Genomic DNA, 18,764 nt, shown 5'->3' with positions numbered 1-18,764 from the left:
GTACGGGCCGGCCCGGTGTCCCCCGGACACCGGGCCGGCCCGCGCGGGTCAGGTCGCCGGGAGGCGCTCCCCGGTCACCGGCCGCGGGTCCACGGCAGCCTGAACCGCGTCCCCCGCCCCGTCCGGGGACCGGGGTCCTTGCGCATGCACCAGGTGCGGGGGCCGTTGCCGGGGAGCGCCAGCTCCGCGGTCACCCGGAAGCCGAGGCCCTCGTAGAACCTGACGTTGCGTTCCGTGGCGGTCGCCAGGAACGCCGGGCGTCCCTCCCGTGCGGCCGCCGCCATGCCGGGGGCCAGCACCGCGCGGCCGAGGCCCCGCCCCCGGGAGTCGGGGGCGACGCCGACCGAGTCGAGGAACCACGTCGGCTCCTGCGGCAGGTGGGGCTCGACGGCCTGCTCCGCGAGCACGAGGGCGGCCAGCCGGTCCCCGAGGATCTCCACGGCCTGCCGGCCGATCTCCTCGTGGGCGGACGAGAGGTCCTGGTCGGGGGTGTGCCAGACGGCGACGGCGCGGCAGTCCTCGGCGACCCAGACGCGCCCGTACGCCATTCCGGTGCGGGTCTGGAGCTCGTGCAGGCGCCGGATCCGCTCCTCGTGGCCGTCGGCGGCGAGCACGTGCCGGATGTAGGGGTAGCCGGTGAAGGCCCGGGTGAGGGTGTCGACCGCGGCGGGGACGTCGGCCTCGGTGATCGGCCTTATGACAGGTTGGTCCTGGCGCTGCGTCATGGAGTTCCATCGGTCGGCGGACACGGGCAGCGTCGCGGTGCCGGTGCGACGGGAGCCTGGATCGCCTGCGCCGGACGGCTCACCCTACCGCGTGCGACCGCGGTGCCCGAACCGAACAACTGACGTGCGTCTTCGCCGGGTTCGGCGTTCGAGGGCGGCCCGGACCGGCACCGCGCCGGGCGACCGGCGCGGTGCCGGCTCGGGGCCGGCTCGGGGCGGGGCGGGTCAGGTCGCCAGGAAGCGCTCCCGGTGGACCCGGTCCGACGGCACCCCGGCCGCCGAGGCCGCCTGCAGCACCGAGTCCACCAGCGGGGGCGGGCCGCAGACGTACAGGTCCGGTGCGGTGCCCGGGAGTTCGGCGAGGGCGGCGGCGAGCAGCTCGGACGGGAGGCCGGTCGGACCGGACCACTCCGGGCCGGGCTTCCAGGCGCAGATCTCGTACCGGAAGCCCGGCAGGTCCGCGGCGACGGCCTCCAGTTCACGCAGGCCGAAGACGTCCTGCGGCTCGTTGACGCCGAGGAACAGCCGGGCCGGCTGCGTCTCCTGCCACTCGGCCATCCGGCGGACCATGGCGAGCAGCGGGGCCAGGCCGGTGCCGCCGGCCACGAACCAGCGCGGCCGCAGGCCGGTCTCGTGCAGGCCGAAGGCGCCCTGCGGCCCGTGCACGGTCAGCCGGTCGCCCGGGCGGGCCCGGTCGGCGAGGTAGGAGGAGAAGGCCCCGCCCTCCCGCAGCTTGACGTAGAACTCCAGGCGGCCCTCCCAGTTGCCGGTGTTGGCCAGGGAGTAGGCGCGCCTCAGCTCGCTGCCGGGCGGCTGGAGCTCCATGAACTGTCCGGCGTCGAACTGGCAGTCGAGGTCGTCGGCGCGCAGTTCCAGGCGCACGGTGTCCCGGGCGACCGGCTCCACGGCGACGACGGCGGCCTCGCGGACCGGGATGCCGCCGTACAGGATCCGGGACTGCTCGTACGGCAGGGCGGCCGACAGCGGCCCGCTCGGGTAGGTGCGGCAGAGCAGCACCCCGCCGCGCTCGCGCTCGTCCGGCGGCAGCGCCTGCGCGCTGTGCGGGCCGAGGTCGTACCGGCCGTCGGTGACGGAGGCGTGGCAGGAGCCGCAGGTGCCCCGGCGGCAGGAGGCCGGGAGGGCGGCGCCGGCCTCCGCCGCGGCCTCCAGCACGCTCCGGCCGGGGTCGCAGGGGAACTCCAGGCGCGCGCCGTCGCTGGTGGTGAGGACGACCTCGGTCACGACGCGGCCCGCTCCAGCGCGGCGGCCACGTCGGCGGCCGGGTCGCCGATCACCCGCAGGCCGAACCGCTCGACCAGGCCGTCGACCAGGGCGGGGGTGAGGAAGCCGGGCAGCGAGGGGCCGAGGTGGATGTCGCGGATCCCGAGCGCCAGCAGGGTGAGCAGCACCGCGACGGCCTTCTGCTCGGTCCAGGACAGCGCGAGGGTGAGCGGCAGGTCGTTGACGCCGCACCCGAAGGCGTCGGCGAGCGCGCCGGCGATCCTGATGGCGGAGTAGGTGTCGTTGCACTGGCCGAGGTCCAGCAGCCGCGGGATGCCGCCGATCTCGCCGAAGTCGTGCCGGTTGAAGCGGTACTTGGCGCAGCCGAGGGTGAGCACCACGCTGTCCCGGGGAGCGCCGAGGGCGAAGTCGGTGTAGTAGTCGCGGCCCGGGGTGGGGCCGTCGCAGCCGCCGACCAGGAAGAAGTGCCGGATGGCGCCCTGCCGCACGGCGTCGACCACCTGGTCGGCGACCGCGAGGACGGCGTCGCGGCCGAAGCCGACGGTGATGAACTCCTCCTCGGCCGGGGTCTCCGGGAAGCCGGGCAGCGCCTTGGCGGCCTGGATCAGCGGCGCGAACCGGTGGTCCGTGAGGTGCCGGACGCCGGGCCAGCCGACCGGGCCGGCGGTGAAGATCCGGCGGCGGTAGCTGACGTGGGGTTCGATGATGCAGTTGGAGGTCATCAGGATCGGGCCGGGGAAGGCCGCGAACTCGCGCTGCTGGTCCTGCCAGGCGCCGCCGTAGTTGCCGGCCAGGTGCGGGTACGCCTTGAGCAGCGGGTAGGCGTGGGCGGGCAGCATCTCGCCGTGGGTGTAGACGTTGACGCCCTGGTCCTTGGTCTGCTCCAGCAGGGCCGCGAGGTCCCGCAGGTCGTGGCCGCTGACCAGGATCGCCTTGCCGGCGACCGGCGTGGTGCGCACGGCGGTGGGCTGCTGGGCGCCGTAGGTGCCGGTGTTGGCGGCGTCGAGCAGTTCGATCGCGGCGAGGTTCAGCCGGCCGAGTCCGACGGCGCGCTCCAGCAGGTCGGCGGCGTCGGCCGGCCGGGACGCCAGGTGGGCCAGGGCGTCCTCCACGCCGCCGAACACCTCGGCGCTGCTGCGGCCGAGCACGTCGGCGTGGTGGGCGTAGGCGCAGATGCCCTTGAGGGCGTAGAGGTGGAGCGAGCGCAGCCCGACCACGTCCGGCCCCACCAGCGGGAGTCCGAGGTCGACCCGGGCGTCCGCGGCCTGGGCCGCCAGCCCGGCGGTGTCCGGGGCGGGCGTCCAGGCGGCCGGCCCGGTGAGGGTCTCCGGCTCGCGCCCGGCGGCGCGGGCGGCCCGCTCGTACCCCTCCTTCACGCGGTCGCGGACGGCGACGGCCTCCCGGATCATGGCGTCGAAGCGGGTCGGGTTGAAGTTGACGTTGGTCAGCGTGGTGAAGACCGCGTAGAGGACGAACGAGGCGGCCTCGTCGTCCGGGGCGCCCAGCGCCCGCGCCTTCGAGGCGTACTGGGCGACGCCCTCGACGGCGTGGATCAGCAGGTCCTGGAGGTCCGACGTGGCGGCGTCCTTGCCGCAGTTGCCGATCGATCCGGCACAGCCGGGGGTGGTGCCGGTGCGGTCGGTCTGTTCGCACTGGTAGCAGAACATGTCCGGGTCCTCCGGGACTCGTGGGTGGCGTGGCAGGACGTCAGGCACGGCCCGCACGGGGGTGGTTCCCCTGCGCCCAGGATGGCCGCCCGGTGCCGGGGTCCGTCCAGGGCCGGACGGCCCGGTGCGGGGGCCGGACGGCCCTCGCCCGCGGCGGGCCCGGGCGGCGGGTCGCGGACCGGCCGGGCAGATGGGGTCCAAGGACCCCAGACACCGGCCGTCCGGCCAACTTACGGTTACGTAACCTACGAAGCCGTAGGTTCTGCCGCCCGTCCCGGAAGCTGGAGCCCGTGAGCGCCACCCCCACCCGCCCGTCGTTGACCGATGCCCGCCTGCTGCACGACCTGGAGGAGGTCGTCGCGCGTGAACTCGACCGCCACCTGCGCGTCTTCAAGGAGTGGATGCCGCACGAGTACGTGCCCTGGAGCCGGGGCCGGGACTTCGACGGACCGCTCGGCGGCGAGGCCTGGTCGGTCGAGCAGTCCCCGCTCACCGAGGTGGGCCGGGTGTCGCTGGTGGTGAACCTGCTCACCGAGGACAACCTGCCCAGCTACCACCACGAGATCGCGTCCCTGTTCGGCCGCGACGGCGCCTGGGGCACCTGGGTGCACCAGTGGACCGCCGAGGAGGCCCGGCACTCCATCGTGCTGCGCGACTACCTGGTCGCCTCGCGCGCGGTGGACCCGGCGGAGCTGGAGCGGGCCCGGATGTCACACATGAGCAGCGGCTTCGTCTCCGACAACCGGCACTCCCCGCTCCACACGGTGGCCTACGTCGCCTTCCAGGAGCTGGCCACCCGCATCTCGCACCGCAACACCGGCCGGGAGTCCGGGGATCCCGTCTGCGACCGGATGCTGGCCCAGGTCGCCAACGACGAGAACCTCCACATGATCTTCTACCGCAACCTGCTGAAGGCCGCGCTCGAACTCGCCCCCGACCAGGCCATGCAGGCGGTCAACGAGGTCGTGACCGGCTTCCGGATGCCCGGGCACGGCATGCCCGGCTTCGAGCGCGCCGCCGCCCGGATCGCCCTCGGCGGCGTCTACAACCTGCGGGTCCACCACGACGACGTGCTCCAGCCGGTGCTGCGCCACCTGCGGATCATGGACCTCGGCGGACTCGGCCCCGACGGGCTCAGGGCGCAGCAGGAGCTCGGCGCGCACCTCGCCGAGCTGGCCGCCCAGGCCGGCCGGTTCGACGAGCGGCAGGCCGCGATCCTGGCCCGCCGCGCCGCCAGGGCCGACGGCTGACCCCGGCCCCGACGCGCACGGGGTTTCGGAATTCCCGATTCCGAAACCCCGATAATAAACACTGTCATACAATTACCCTTTCCAAAAAGGGTCTTGACGAACCGTCGCGCCCAATACCAGACTGAGCCTGCCGTCAATGCATCAGGAAATCCCCGCCCTTTATCCGGGTCTCTTGACGCACGAAGTGAACGGAGGCGGAATTGCCGACGACACCGACCTACCCCGGCGTCTACATCGAAGAGCTCCCCAGTGGCGTCCGTACCATCACCGCGGTGAGCACCTCGGTGACCGCCTTCGTCGGGGCCACCCGGCGCGGCCCGATCGACCAGCCCGTCACCGTCACCAGCTTCGCGGACTTCGAACGCCGCTTCGGCGGGCTGGCGAGCCAGAGCCCGGTCAGCTACGCCGTCCAGCAGTTCTTCCTCAACGGGGGCTCGATCGGGGTCGTGGTCCGGGTCGCGGCGGCCGGCACCGGCGCCGCCGCGGGCGTCACGCTCACCTCCACCCAGATCTCCACCGCGGCCCCGGCGCTGGAGGTCACGGCCGTCGAACCGGGGGCCTGGGGCGCGGCGCTGCGGGTCGCCGTGGACTACCGGACGCCGACCCCGGCCGCGACCTTCAACCTCCAGGTGTTCGACACCTCGGGCGCCGTCCAGGAGTCCTACGCGGACCTCTCGGTCCGGGCCGCCGACCCCCGGTTCGCCGAGACGGTGGTGAACAGCGGCTCGGCGGTCGTCCGGGTGAAGGTCCTGGCGGAGAGCCGGCCGGACCCGGTCGGCACCGTCTCCAAGCCGTTCGCGGCCACCCTGCCGGACCTCACCCACGAGATCCAGGTCAAGATCGGCGACGTCACGCGGACCCTCCGGATCCACGACCCGGCCGCGGACGGCGCCGCGCCGGCCACCGTCGCCGAACTCGCCCTGCTGCTGGAGCGCAAACTGCGCGCGCTGCCCGACGCCCCGGGCCGGCGGGCCTTCGCGGGCACCCGGGTGAGCGTCTTCGGCCGGCAGCTCCAGGTCGTCGCCGGCTCCACCGACCCGGCCGACGTGGTGCGCTTCCTCGGCGAGGCCGCCAACAACCTCGGGCTGGAGGGCTCGGTCAACCCGCCGGTGCTCGCGCTCGCCGGCGGCCAGGACGGCGCGGCCCCCGGCCTGACCGACCTGATCGGCAGCGAGGCGGCCAAGACCGGCATCCAGGCGCTGCGCGACGTGCAGGACGTCAACCTGCTGGTGCTGCCGGAACTGGCCGGCTACCCGAGCGTCGACGACGCGGTCACGGTCGTCTCGGCCGCCCAGGCGCTCTGCGCGGAGCAGCGGATGTTCCTGATCGTCGACTCGCCGCAGGCCTGGACGACGCTGGACGCCGCCCGGGCGGGCCTGTCCGCCTTCGACTCGGTGCGCAGCGACCACGCGGCGCTCTACTTCCCGCACCTGGAGCTGGTCGACCCGCTGACCGGCCGGCTGCGCAGCTTCCCGCCCTCGGGCACCATCGCCGGCGTGATGGCGCGCACCGACGGCCGGCGGGGCGTCTGGAAGGCCCCGGCCGGCACCGAGGCCGGCCTGCCCGGGGTGCGGGCGCTGACCGTCCCGCTGACGGACCGGGAGAACGGCCTGCTGAACCCGCTCGCGGTGAACTGCCTGCGGACCTTCCCGGTGGTGGGCCCGGTCGCCTGGGGCGCCCGGACGATGGCCGGCGCCGACGTGCTCGCCTCGCAGTGGAAGTACGTCCCGGTGCGGCGCCTCGCGCTGATGCTGGAGGAGAGCCTCTACCGCGGCACCAAGTGGGTCGTGTTCGAGCCCAACGACGAGCGGCTGTGGGCGCAGATCCGGCTGAACGTGGGCGCGTTCCTGCACTCACTGTTCCAGCAGGGCGCGTTCCAGGGCACCTCCGCGCGCTCCGCCTATTTCGTCAAGTGCGACCGGGACACCACCACGCAGGACGACATCAATCGCGGAGTGGTGAACGTCGTGGTCGGATTCGCGCCGCTGAAACCCGCGGAATTCGTGATCGTCAAGATCGAGCAGCTCGCCGGACAGTTCGAGGTTTAGGATCTCCATGGTCGAGTTCACCGTCAATCCGCACCGATTCGATCCGTACAAGAACTTCAAATTCCTGGTCGTCTGGGACGGCCGGGTCGTCGCCGGAATCAGCAAGGTCAGCCCGCTCAAGCGCACCACCGAGGTGGTGAAGCACCGCAGCGGGGGCGACGCGAGCGCGCCGCGGAAATCGCCGGGCCGCACCGACTTCGAGGCGGTCACCCTGGAGCGCGGCGTCACCCACGACCCGGAGTTCGACCGCTGGGCCAACAAGGTCTGGATGGTCGGCGCGGGCCGCGGGGCGGAGGTCTCGCTGCGGGACTTCCGCAAAGACCTGGTCATCCAGGTGCTCAACGAGGCCGGCCAGGTCGCGGTCGCCCACAAGCTGTACCGCGCCTGGCCGAGCGAGTACCAGGTGCTCGGCGAACTGGACGCCAACGCCAACGCGGTGGCGATCCAGAGCCTCAAGCTGGAGGTGGAGGGCTGGGAGCGGGACGAGGAGACGCCCGAACCGGAAGAACCGTCGTTCCAGCAGCCGGCCTGAGCGGCGGCGGATCGTGGAACGCGCCGGGCAGGCCGCCCTGTTGGCCACCTGGGAGGCCGGGCTGGCGGCCGGCCGCACCGGGCGGGCCCTGCTGCTGCACACCGTCGCCCGCCCCGGCGCCGCGACGGCGGAGCTGCTGGCGGTGCCGCTCGGCGAGCGGGACGCCGCACTGTTCGGACTGCGCGCCGCACTGTTCGGCGAACGACTCACGATGCGGATCGGCTGCCCGGACTGCCCGGAGGAGATGGAGGCCGCCTTCGACGCCGGACAGCTGACCGGCGCCGCGCCACCGGCGACCGGTCCGCTGCGGGTGGAGCTGGACGGCTGGCGGGTCGCCTTCCGGCCGGCCACCCCCGGCGACCTCGCCGCCGCCGAACAGGCCCCGGCGGAGCGGGCCAGGGCCGTCCTGCTGGAGCGGTGCGTGCTGACCGCCGAGCACGGCGGGGAGCCGGTGGCCGCCCGGCAGCTCCCCGAACCGGTCCAGCGGCGGATGGCCGAGGCCGCAGCCGCGGCCGACCCCTGCGCGGACGTCCGGCTCAACCTCAGCTGCCCCGCGTGCGGCCGGCCGACCCTCGCCGAGCTGGACATCGCCTCCTACCTCTGGGAGGAGCTGGACGACTGGGCCAGGGCCACCCTGCTCGACGTCCACCTCCTCGCCACCGCCTACGGCTGGAGCGAGGCGGAGATCCTGGCGCTCAGCCCGCTGCGGCGCCGCTACTACCTGGAGCTGTGTGCCGATGCCTGACCACTTCGACCGCTTGGTCGCGAAGGGCGGCCCGGGCGCGGACCCCGCGGCCGGGGTGCGGGCGCGCCCGCGTCTGCCGGAGCCGTTCGAACGGATCACGGCGCTCGGACCGGCGCTGCCGGCCGCCGAGGAGGCGCCGGTCGCAGCCGACGGGCGCCCCCTCGCCGCACCGCTCCCCCGGTCGGCACCGTCTCCGGCGGTGCCGCCCGGAGCCCCCCGGGCGGCGGTCGGCGACGACCGGCCCGCCGCCGCGCCCGTCCTTCCGTCGCCGCACCCGCCGCTGCTGGTCGCACCGCCGACCGCCCCCACCGCCGCGCCCGCCGCCGGGCCGGTGGTCCGGGTGGCGGCCGCCCGCCCGGCGGCCCCGCCGACCGGCGCCGCCCGGCCCGTCACCGCCGTGCCCGCCGCGGCGCCGCCCCGCGCGGCCGCCTCCGGGCCGTCGGTCGGCACACCGCCCGCACCGGCCCGGCCCGCCACCGCCCCGGCGTCCGGACGGCGGGCCGCCGCCGCGGCCGCCCCGGGCCAGGCTCCCGGGACCGCGGCCCGCCGCCGGCAGCGGCCCGTCGAGCGGGTGGTGCGGGTCCAGATCGGCCGAGTCGAGGTCAGGGCCGCCGAACGCACCCCGGCCGGACCGCGCGGGCCGGCGGCGTCCCGTCCGGCCCCGGCCGTCGACCTGGCCGGCTACCTCACCCGGGACCCCTCATGACCGGGCGGGCGGGCCCATGAGCAACCACCTCGCGATCGCGACCGTGAGCGAGGCGCTGCGACTGCTCCTCACCCGCGCGCTCTCGCCCGACATCCCGTTCGCGGTCGAGGTCGGCACCCGCCGGCCGCCGACCGATCCACCGACCGACCCGACCATCACCGTCTTCCTCTACCAGGTCACGCCCAACGCCTCGCTGCGCAACCTCGACGCGCCCACCCGCACGGCGGACGGCATCCTGCTGACCCGGCCGACCGCCGCCCTCGACCTGCACTACCTGATCAGCTGCTACGGCGAGGAGTCCCAGCTGGTCGGCCAGCGGCTGCTCGGCTGCGTCGTCCGGGCGCTCACCGAACAGCCGGCGCTGTCCCGGCAGTTGATCGAGGAGGCCGCCGACCGGCCGTACCTGGCGGGGAGCGACCTGGCCGCCTCGCCGCAGCGGGTGCGCTTCACGCCCACGCCGATGGACGTCGACGAGCTGTCCAAGCTGTGGACCGCGCTGTACCAGGTCCCGTACGCGCTGTCCGTCGTCTACCAGGCCACCGCCGTCCTCGTGGAGGGCAAGGCCGACCCGGTCGCCGGCAAGCCCGTGCTGCGCCGCACCGTGCGGGCCCTGCCCTCCCGCGGGCCGGTCGTCGAACGGGTGCTCTCCCGGCCCGCAGGGTCCCCCGGCGCCCCCGAGGAGGGGCCGGTGGCCAAGGACCGGGAGCTGGTGGTGGAGGGCTCCGGCCTGCGCGCGGACCTGGTGGTGGCCCGGCTGGGCGAGCGGCGGGTGCCGGTCGGCCCGGGCGGCGTCCGGGACGACCGCCTGGTGGTCGCCGTACCGGAGGACCTGCCGCCCGGCGTGTACCGGCTGCAGGTGCTGCACGGACTGGCGCTGGACGGCCGGCCCGCCGCCGACCACCTCGCCCTGGAGTCCAACGCCCAGACCTTCGCCCGGCAACCGCGGATCGCCGGACCGATCCGCACCGCGGACCGCGCCGACGGACCGGCCGGGGTCTCGGCCCGGCTGGCCGTCCGGCTGGACCTGCCGCTCGGGGACGACCAGGACGTCCTGCTGCTGCTGGACGAGCGGCACCCGCCCGCCGGGCGGCGCGCGGCGAGCCACCAGTTCCGCGCACCCGCGCCGCGGCGGCCGCGCGGCGACCCGTTCGAGGTCCGGGTGCCGGTCGCCGGCGTCCGCCCGACGGCGTACCTGGCCCGGGTCCAGGTGGACGGCGTGCCGAGCCCGTTGACGGTGGCCGACGACGGGTCCCTCACCGGTCCCGTCGTGGACCTGACGCACTGACCACAGGACGGGGGGAGAGCGATGAGCACGCGCCGAGGACGGAGCAGCGGCGGCCCGGCGGACGAGCCGCACCGGCAGGCGCTGTCGGCCGCGGTCGCCGCCGTGCTCGCCCGGGTCGACGCCCACGCGGCCGGGCGCACCGTCCGGCCGCGGTCCGGCGAGCCCGCGCCGCCGCCCGGTGAACCCGCCACGGCCCTGGACGCGCTCGCCGCCTCCTTCGGGCTCACCCCGTTCGAGCGCGACGTCCTCGTGCTGGCCACCGCCCCCGCGATCGACCCCACCGCCGCCGCCCGGTGCGCCGCGGCGGGCGGCGACCCCGCACGCGGGTACCCGACCTTCTCGCTCGCCCTCGCCGCCCTGGACCGGCCGCACTGGAGCGCGCTCACCCCGGTGGCCCCGCTGCGCCGGTTCCGGCTGGTCGAGCTGGACGACGAGACGGCGCTCACCACCTCCCGGCTGCGGATCGACGAGCGGGTGCTGCACTTCCTGGTCGGCGTGCCGTACCTGGACGTGCGGCTGCACGGCCTGCTCACCCGGGTCGGGCCGCCCGGCGCGCTGCCCGCCCCGCACGAGCGCTGCGCCGCCGACCTGGCGCGGTGCTGGACCGACGCCGGGCTCACCGGCCCGCCGCACGCCGAACTGACCGGCGCCGACCGCCGCACCCGCTGGGAGATCGCCGCGACGGCGGCCCACCGCGCCGGGCTCGTCCTCTACGCCGCGCACCGCGAGGACCTGCCCGCCGAGCCCGCCGAGCGCGAGCAGCTCGCCCGACTGTGGCAGCGGGAGGCGATCCTGATCCCGGCCGCCCTGCTGGTGGAGGGCGGGGAGCCGGACCGGGAGCGCCCGCGGACCCCGAACGGCACGGAGTCCTTCCTCGCTGGCCTGGCGGTCCCGCTGGTCGTCTCCGGCGACGATCCGCCGCCCGCCGGCGCCCCGGACCGCGCCCGGCTGACCGTGCCCCCGCTCGGCCCCGAGGAGCAGCTGGCGATCTGGACCGCCGCGCTGGCCGGCGCGCCGGGTGTCACCGAGGGCGAACTGCGCGCGCTGGCCGCCCAGTTCTCCCTGCCGGGCCATGTGATCCGGTCGGCCGCGGCGGCTGCCCGGCGGGCGGCCGGGGACGACCGGGAGCTCAGCCCGCTGGCCTGGCACGCCGGGCTGCTGGAGGCCCGGATGTCCCTGGACGAGCTGGGCCGGCGGGTCGAGCCGCGGGCCGGCTGGGAGGACCTGGTGCTGGAGGAGCGCCAGCGCGCGACGCTGCGCGAGATCGTCGCCCACGTCCGCCGGCGCGGCACCGTCTACCAGGAGTGGGGCTTCGAGTCGGTGCTGCGCCGCGGCCTCGGCGTCACCGCGCTGTTCGCCGGCGGGTCGGGCACCGGGAAGACGCTGGCGGCCGAGGTGGTCGCCGGGCAGCTCGGTGTGGACCTGTTCGTCATCGACCTCTCCCAGGTGGTCAGCAAGTACATCGGCGAGACCGAGAAGAACCTCCGGCGGGTCTTCGACGCGGCCGAACGCGGCGGCGCGCTGCTGCTGTTCGACGAGGCCGACGCGCTGTTCGGCAAGCGCAGCGAGGTCAGGGACAGCCACGACCGCTACGCCAACCTGGAGGTCAGCTACCTGCTGATGCGGATGGAGGCCTACCGGGGCCTGGCCGTGCTGACCACCAACATGAAGAAGGCGCTGGACCCGGCGTTCATGCGGCGGATCAGGTTCGTGGTCGACTTCCCGTTCCCCGGGGTGCCGGAGCGCGCCGAGATCTGGCGGCGGGTCATCCCCGAACGGACCCCCCGCCAGGGCCTCGACCCGGAGCGGCTCGCCCAGCTCACCGTGACCGGCGGCTCCATCCGCAACATCGCGCTGTCGGCCGCCTTCCAGGCCGCCGACGAGGACTGCCCCCTGCAGATGCGGCACCTGCTGGCCGCCGCGCGCACCGAGTACCTGAAGCTGGAACGCTCGCTGACACCCTCGGAGGTCGGTGGATGGATCTGACCGAGGGGCGGCGCGATCCCCGGACCGGGCCCGGGCCCGAACGCGGGGCCGGACCCGGGCCCGAACGCGGGGCCGAGCGGGGTCCTGCCGGACGGATCGAGGTCGAGATCGGCGAGCTGGTCCTCGACGGCTTCGCGGGGATCGACCGGGACCGGGTGGCGGCGGCGTTCCGCGGCGAACTGGCCCGGCTGGTCGAGGCGCGCGGAGTGCCGCTCGCGGCCGGCGGCGACCGCGTACTCGACCTGCTCTCCGGGCTGCCCCCGCTGCCGGCCGACGCCTCCCCGCGGCGGCTCGGCGAGGCGCTCGCCCGCGCCGTGCACGCCGGGCTGTCCGGCGGCGGCCGGTCGCCGGGACGGGGGCGGGCATGAGCCGACCCACCGCCACCACCACGGCCGCCACCGCCACCGCGTCGAAGGGCTCCGAGCAGGGCGCGGCCCGGCGGAGGACGCGGACGCCGAAGGCCCGGACGCCCGAACCGAAGGAGATCGTCTCCGGCGCCGGGCAGCCGCTCGACCCGGGCCTGCGCCGGGAACTGGAGGCGCGGCTCGGGCACGACCTCGGCCGGGTCCGGGTGCACACCGACCGGGACTCCGCCGCGCTGACCGAGCTGCTCGGCGCGGACGCCGTCGCCGTCGGCCCGGACCTGTTCTTCGCCGAGGGCAGGTACCGGCCGGCCGCCGAGGACGGCCGGCGGCTGCTCACCCACGAGCTGCTGCACACCGTCCAGGCCCCGAACCCGCTCGGCGCGCTGCGGGCCGGCCGCGACCTGGGCGCGGTCAGCCTGCCGCAGGACGCGATCGAACGGGAGGCGGAGCACACCGCGCGCGGCGAGGGGCCGGCGGCGGCGACGCCGGGCGCCACCCCGGGGTGGCTGCGCTACGCGACGGTCGACGCCGACCGGTTCCGCACCGAGCGGCTCGATCCGGCCACCCTGGTGGACCGGCTGGCGGGCGGCATCCTGCGCTCGCTGCGCGGCGACCCGACCGACTCGTCCGGCCGGGTGCGCCTGCAACTCGCGCGCTTCGCCCCCGAGTTGCAGGCCTCCGTGCTGGAACGGCTGGCGGACCGGCTGCCCTCCTCGGACTACACCCGGGTGCTGGAGCTGGTCGAGGCCGCCGAGCACCGCCCTGCCGAGGTGGACGGCGCGCAGACGCCCGAGCCGGTCACCGAGACCGCCGGGCCGACCGCCGAACAGGAACCCGGGCCGACCGGGCAGACCGGCCGGCCCGGGAAACCGGTTCAGGAGGACGACCGGCCGGACGGCCCGGAGGGACGGCCCGAGCAGGGCGAGGAGCAGGACGGCACGCCGGGCGGGGAGGAGCACCCGCAGCAGCAGGACCGGCAGGACGCCCGACCGGCACCGCCCGCCGAGGGCGCGACCGCCCCGGAGGCGCCCACGGCGGCCCCGGCCCCGGCCCCGGCCCCGGTGGAAACGGCACCGGTGACCGCACCGGAGACGCCCGCCCCGGCAGCGGAAACCGCCCCCGTCACCGGCACACCCGAAGCCGCACAACCGGAGGCCGCCGTCCAGCCCTCGGCCGGTACGAGGCCGCAGGAACCCGCCGCCGCGGCGCCGCAGCCCGCGCCGGTCGAACCCGAGCGCCTGGACGCGGTCGCGCAGTCCCCGGACAGCCCGCTCGCCCGGCACGGGCTGCTGGAGGGCGACCACCCGCAGGGCGAACCCCAGGACCAGGAACGGCCGTTGGGCGTGGAGACCGGCGCGGAGTCCGAGGTCCGCGAGGCTCCGGGAGCGGATCAGGAGGAGCCGCCGCAGCCGGCCGCCGCCGAGCAGGGGCTGGGGCCCGCGGACTTCCTGCCCTCCGCGGACCTCGACCTGTCCGCCGTCCCGACCCTCGACCGGCTCTCGCTGTCGACGGGCGGCGCATCCGCCGCGAACGCCGAGGCACCGGCGTTCCCCGAGCCGCCCGCGACCAAGGCCGAGAAGGTCCAGGAGGAGCGGGAGAGCCGGCCGGAGGTCGACGAGGAGCCGGCCGCACCGCTCGCGCCGGCCCAGCCCGAGGCCGCCGTCCCCCCGACGCCCGCCGCGGAGGCCGGGGAAGCCGGGGAGGCCGGGGAGGCCGAGGACCGCGCCGGCCGCGACCTCCAACCGGAGCACCCGGTCGAGCAGGAGATCGGCCCCGACCCGGCCCAGGACCCGGCGCGGGCCGCCGAACCCACCGCCCCGGAGCCGCGGCCGGAAGCGGAGGAGCAGCCGGAAGCGCCAGCCGAGGAGGCCCGGGAAGCCGCACCCGAGCCGGACGTCCCGGCCCCCACCGCCGCGCCCGCCACGGCCAACGCCGGGGCCGGACCGGTCGGCGGCGAGGCCCCGGGCAGGCCCACCGGCGCCCTCGACAGCACCCTCGACGGCGCCCCCGGGGCCGCACCCGGTCCGGCGGCCGAGCAGGCGGACGCACCGGCCGAACTCGCCGCCCGGCCCGCCCCGGACGCCTCCCTGGAGTCCGGCGGCGGTGCCTGCGCGGGCCCGCAGCAGCCCACCACCGAGGCTGAGCCGGACGCTGCCGGAGGCGGCGGTGGCGGTGGCGGCACCGGCTGTGCGGCAGGGGGCGGCGGCGCCCCGGCCGAGCGGGAGGAGAAGCCCGCCCCGCCCGACGTCTCCGGCCAGGACCCGCAGAGCGCGCTCGCCACCGCCGCGAGCCTGCCGCCCGATCAGCTGGCCACCACCCTGGACGGCGTGGACGGCTCGGTCGACCGTACGGTCGGCGAGCAGCACGCCCGGCTGCAGGCCGCCCCGCCGACCGCCCGGCGCCCGTCCGGCGCCCCGCAGACCCGGTCCGGCCCGCCCGAGGCCGCTCCGCCCGCCGAGGCGGTGACCGAACGGCTGGAGCGGGTCGGTCCGGAGGGCGCGGACGGCAGGAAGCAGCAGGCCGAGCAGAAGAAGGCCGAGGGCCGGAACCCGGCCGACCGGGTCGCCGATCCCCACGTCGCCGACGACGCGGGCAACCAGGTCTCGGCGCAGGAGGTGCAGCGGGTCCAGGTCGCCGTCGACGGCGTGCCCTCGACCGACCCGGCGCTGAACACCACCGTCGGCCCCGCGCCCAGGGTCGAACTGACCGGGGAGAGCGACCCGGCGCGCACCGACCGGCAGGCGGCGAAGCTCACGGAGAGCTCGGGCAGGATCCTCGGCGTCGGCCGGGAGGACACCGCCAAGCCGATGGGCGAGGACCTGATCTACCCGGACGTGCCGCAGGAGACCCTCACCGCCTCCGTCCCGGGCGGCGGGGGCAAGGGCGGAGCTGCCCGGGCCGGTGGCACGGTCGGCGCCGAGCCGGGCATCGGCGTCGTCACCCAGCAGGAGCGCGGCCCGCAGATCCAGGCCGCCGTCGGCCAGGGCCAGGGCCGGCTGGGCTCCGAACAGGCCGCACAGCGGCAGGGCGAGGCCGACGCGCGCCGGCAGAACCAGGCGGAGATCGACCGGGCCGTCGCCGACAACGCCGAGGCCCAGGCCGGCGAGCGGGGCGACGCCGCGGAGAAGGTCAGGGCCGAGCGCGAGCGGTGGCGCACCGAGCAGGACGGGAGGATCCGGACCGCGGACCAGGACGCCGGCACCGAGCACCGGGACACGAGCGGCCGGATCGACGACAAGCGCACCGCGGCCGACAAGGACGTCCAGGACCGCCGGCAGCAGGACAACCGGAAGATCCAGGACAAGCGGAAGGAGGCCGAGGAGAAGGCCCGGAAGGAGAAGGACCGCAAGAAGGAGGAGTCCGAGGGCTGGTGGGGCTGGGTCAAGTCCAAGGTCAAGGCGGCCTTCGACGCGCTGGTCGAGGCGGTCACCAAGGTCTTCGACTACTTCCGCGGCCTGATCAACGACATCATCGACGGCTTCCGCACGTTCGCGAACTGGGCGATCGACCAGGCGCGGAAGTTCGCCGTCGAGCTGATCACCAGGCTCGCGGACGCGCTGATCAGGATCTGCGACGTCCTGCTGGCGGCCTTCCCCGAACTGCGGGACAGGTTCCGCAAGAAGATCGAGGAGTGGCGGGACAGGGCCATCGCCGAGGTCAACGCCTGGGCGGACCGGCTCAAGAACGCCGTCAACAAGCTGCTGGACGCGCTGGCCGCCGGACTGAACGCGCTGCTGAACGCGCTGGAGGCGGGGTTGAAGGCCGCCGTGGAGGCGGTCCGCAAGGCCGTGCTGGACGCCATCGACTTCGTGCGGAAGGCGATCGCGGTCTTCGGCGAGTTCGCGGCCCTGATCGGCGACATCGCCCCCGACCCGGGCGGCTGGCTGAAGAAGCTCGGCACCGCCGCGATCGACGGCATCCAGCACCACCTGTGGGGCGCGATCAAGAGCGCGGTGCGGACGTGGTTCAACGAGAAGGTGGAGTCGGTCGTCGGGCTGACCTCCACGATCGTCAACGTCCTGGTCAAGGGCTGCATCTCGATGGCCCAGATCGGCCGGATGGCCTGGCAGGCGATCGTCGCGGCGCTGCCGGGGATGATCATCTCGCTCGTCGTCGAGAAGCTGGTGTCGATGATCGTGCCGGCGGCCGGTGCGATCATGGCGATCGTCCAGGGGCTGGTCGCGGCCTGGAACACCATCAGCCGGATCGTCGCCGCGATCGGAAAGTTCGTCGCTTTCCTCAAGGCCGTCAAGTCCGGATCGGCCGCCTGTCTGTTCGCCGACGCGGTCGCGGCGGGCGTGGTCGCGCTGCTGGACTTCATCTCCAACTTCCTGCTGAGCAAGCTCAAGGGGGCCGGCAAGGCGGTCGGCACCAGGCTCAAGGGGATCGCGCAGCGGATCCTCAAGGGCCTGGCCAAGGCCGGAAAGGGCGCCCGCAAGGCGGCCGGGAACGCCGTCAACAAGGCCCGGGCGAGCCTGCGCCGGGCCACCCGGTCGCTGCGCCGCCGCCCCTCCCCCGGCCGCCCCCGCCCCGCGCGCACCGGGCCCGCCCGGCACACCGTCGGCCCCGCGGAGCGCCCCACCGCCCACCGCCCGGCCGCCACCCCCGGACGCCCGCGCCGCGAGGCCGCCCGCCCGAAGCCCACCGCGCGCCGCCGCGCCGCCTCCCCCGTCGGCCGCGCCCTCAACGCCTCCCGGCAGACCGTCAGGGCCGCCCTCAGCCGCGTCCGGGCCGCTGCCCGCGCCCTCGGCCGCAAGCTCCTCACCAGCAGGTTGGGCCGTGCCCTCACCAACGGCGCCCACCGGATCCGCGACGCCTACCGCAAGCAACGCGACCGCCTCCGCGCCTGGCAGCGCAAGCGCCGGCAGCAACGCGCCGAACGCCGCGCCCACGAGAACTCGCCGGAGGCCAAGCGGCAGCGCCTCGACCTGGTCGTCGCCCGCATCCGGCCGCGGGTCCAACGGATGCTGGCGCGCGGTGTTCCACGCCCGGCGCTCCGTGCGGCGCTGGCCGGCATGCGCCTGTGGTACCGGCTCACGGACCTGGCGGTCCGCGGCGCGGAGCACTTCGGGATCGTCGCGCTGATCAATCCGGAGGATCTGGTCCTCAAGGGACAGGACGTGACGATCTCGCGCCGCGAGGTCCTGGAATTCCTCCACCGACTCGCCAAAGAGATCGAGAACGATCCGGGGATCGTGAAGGCGAGCGGGAATGTCGACGTCACGCAGAAGGAGCCGGGCAGCGTCCCCCGGCACACCGTGCGGGAACCCGTCCCGGCGCCCGCGATCACCAGGAAGACGCGGGCGCTCGATCCGCTGCAGCAGAAGGAACAGGACGTTCTGGACTTCCCCGACGAGCAGGGGCAGATCGCATCGCTCCGACGCACTCAGACCGGCGACAAGGCTGCCAACAAGGTGGTCGTCGGCGAAGGGTTCCTGTCCGAGGAGCAGCTGAGTCACATCTATCTGACGAAGACGACGAAGGGGGTGAAGAAGCCCGGCATAGCCGACGAGCTGACGAAGAACGGCCAATGGGACGCCTACGTCACCTTCATGGACAACTTCTTCCGCGGAAGGCCGCAGCCGTCCGGGATCCCGAAGAAGGACCGGACCGACATGCTCAAAACCGCCTGGCTGCTGGCCGGGCAGGAGGTCGAGCGCGATCCGCAGGCCCTGGTGACGAACGCCCTCGTGGTGCAGCGCCTCGTCAACGAGAAGGAAGGGAAGAACCGGCCCCGCGTGTTGAAGGGCGTCTTCGAATCCCTCCCTGCCGCCTTCTCCGGCTCCGAGAAGGGCGGGGAGTGGCTGACCGACGATCTGGCCGGCACCCGGTCCATCGAGAGCGAGCGCGACCGGATCAAGGCGGAGCGTGCCGCCGACGTCGAGAAGTTGAAGCAGATGCGCGCGGATCCCGGGGTCGGCAAGGCACAGGTGGACGAATTCAACAGGGAGTCGAGGAACAGGTACAACAGGGAACTGCGCCCCCTGAAGAACGCCGACAAGCTCGCGGACCGCCATGTCAGGTCCGTTGCCGCCTGGGTCAAGGACTTCGGCATCGAGGAGAGGATTCCCGCCATCGTCAAGGAGTTCGGGCTGGAGAGCGTCGATCCGACGGACGAGAGGGTGAAGCAGGCCCTCTTCGCCAAGATCGGCGCCGTGCTGAAGGACATGTACCTCGCCGAGAACCGGAAATAGCGCGGGCCGCGTTCCGCTC

The 18,764-nt window shown here is 75.2% G+C and carries 12 protein-coding genes; 9 read left to right on the top strand and 3 right to left on the bottom strand.

Annotated elements, in window-relative coordinates; all coding sequences use genetic code 11:
• Window positions 1–74: 74 nt before the first annotated feature.
• From ACFC0B_RS00430 to hcp, 3 genes are all read right to left on the bottom strand, one after another.
• Complete coding sequence (locus tag ACFC0B_RS00430; protein ID WP_376080077.1) at window positions 75–725, bottom strand: GNAT family N-acetyltransferase; 651 nt, start codon at window positions 723–725, stop codon at window positions 75–77.
• 225 nt (window positions 726–950) lie between these two features.
• Window positions 951–1,967 (bottom strand): 2Fe-2S iron-sulfur cluster-binding protein, encoded by a 1,017-nt coding sequence (locus ACFC0B_RS00425; RefSeq protein ID WP_376080075.1) that lies wholly within the window; start codon window positions 1,965–1,967, stop codon window positions 951–953.
• Window positions 1,964–3,634, bottom strand: a complete 1,671-nt coding sequence (hcp, locus tag ACFC0B_RS00420) for a hydroxylamine reductase (RefSeq protein ID WP_376080072.1) — start codon at window positions 3,632–3,634, stop codon at window positions 1,964–1,966. Before hcp ends, ACFC0B_RS00425 begins: the two co-directional genes overlap by 4 nt.
• 290 nt (window positions 3,635–3,924) lie before the next feature.
• Between hcp and ACFC0B_RS00415 the strand changes: the two genes are divergently transcribed.
• From ACFC0B_RS00415 to ACFC0B_RS00375, 9 genes are all read left to right on the top strand, one after another.
• The gene (locus ACFC0B_RS00415; protein ID WP_376080069.1) at window positions 3,925–4,884 is read left to right on the top strand and encodes an acyl-ACP desaturase; all 960 of its coding nucleotides are present in this window, start codon (window positions 3,925–3,927) and stop codon (window positions 4,882–4,884) included.
• A 200-nt stretch (window positions 4,885–5,084) separates the two neighbouring features.
• The gene (locus ACFC0B_RS00410) at window positions 5,085–6,932 is read left to right on the top strand and encodes a phage tail sheath family protein (protein WP_376080068.1); all 1,848 of its coding nucleotides are present in this window, start codon (window positions 5,085–5,087) and stop codon (window positions 6,930–6,932) included.
• Window positions 6,933–6,939: 7 nt separating this feature from the next.
• Complete coding sequence (locus ACFC0B_RS00405; RefSeq protein ID WP_376080066.1) at window positions 6,940–7,464, top strand: phage tail protein; 525 nt, start codon at window positions 6,940–6,942, stop codon at window positions 7,462–7,464.
• 13 nt (window positions 7,465–7,477) lie between these two features.
• Window positions 7,478–8,209: a hypothetical protein gene (locus ACFC0B_RS00400; protein WP_376080064.1), complete on the top strand. Its 732-nt coding sequence runs from the start codon at window positions 7,478–7,480 to the stop codon at window positions 8,207–8,209.
• The gene (locus tag ACFC0B_RS00395; RefSeq protein WP_376080061.1) at window positions 8,202–8,915 is read left to right on the top strand and encodes a hypothetical protein; all 714 of its coding nucleotides are present in this window, start codon (window positions 8,202–8,204) and stop codon (window positions 8,913–8,915) included. The genes ACFC0B_RS00400 and ACFC0B_RS00395 overlap by 8 nt, the downstream gene beginning before the upstream one ends.
• A gap of 16 nt (window positions 8,916–8,931) precedes the next feature.
• Window positions 8,932–10,200, top strand: a complete 1,269-nt coding sequence (locus ACFC0B_RS00390; protein ID WP_376080059.1) for a DUF4255 domain-containing protein — start codon at window positions 8,932–8,934, stop codon at window positions 10,198–10,200.
• A gap of 21 nt (window positions 10,201–10,221) precedes the next feature.
• Entirely contained in the window at window positions 10,222–12,186 is a 1,965-nt protein-coding gene (locus ACFC0B_RS00385) for an ATP-binding protein (protein ID WP_376080057.1), read from the top strand.
• Window positions 12,177–12,554 carry a hypothetical protein gene (locus tag ACFC0B_RS00380; protein ID WP_376080054.1) on the top strand — a complete coding sequence of 126 codons (378 nt, stop codon included), beginning with the start codon at window positions 12,177–12,179 and terminating at the stop codon, window positions 12,552–12,554. Before ACFC0B_RS00385 ends, ACFC0B_RS00380 begins: the two co-directional genes overlap by 10 nt.
• Window positions 12,551–18,745 (top strand): DUF4157 domain-containing protein, encoded by a 6,195-nt coding sequence (locus tag ACFC0B_RS00375; protein WP_376080052.1) that lies wholly within the window; start codon window positions 12,551–12,553, stop codon window positions 18,743–18,745. The genes ACFC0B_RS00380 and ACFC0B_RS00375 overlap by 4 nt, the downstream gene beginning before the upstream one ends.
• The last annotated feature ends 19 nt before the right edge of the window (window positions 18,746–18,764 follow it).

Origin of the sequence: Kitasatospora sp. NPDC056184, from assembly GCF_042268405.1 — a bacterium.
Taxonomy (GTDB): domain Bacteria; phylum Actinomycetota; class Actinomycetes; order Streptomycetales; family Streptomycetaceae; genus Kitasatospora.
This window is presented reverse-complemented; position numbering and strand designations above follow the sequence as displayed.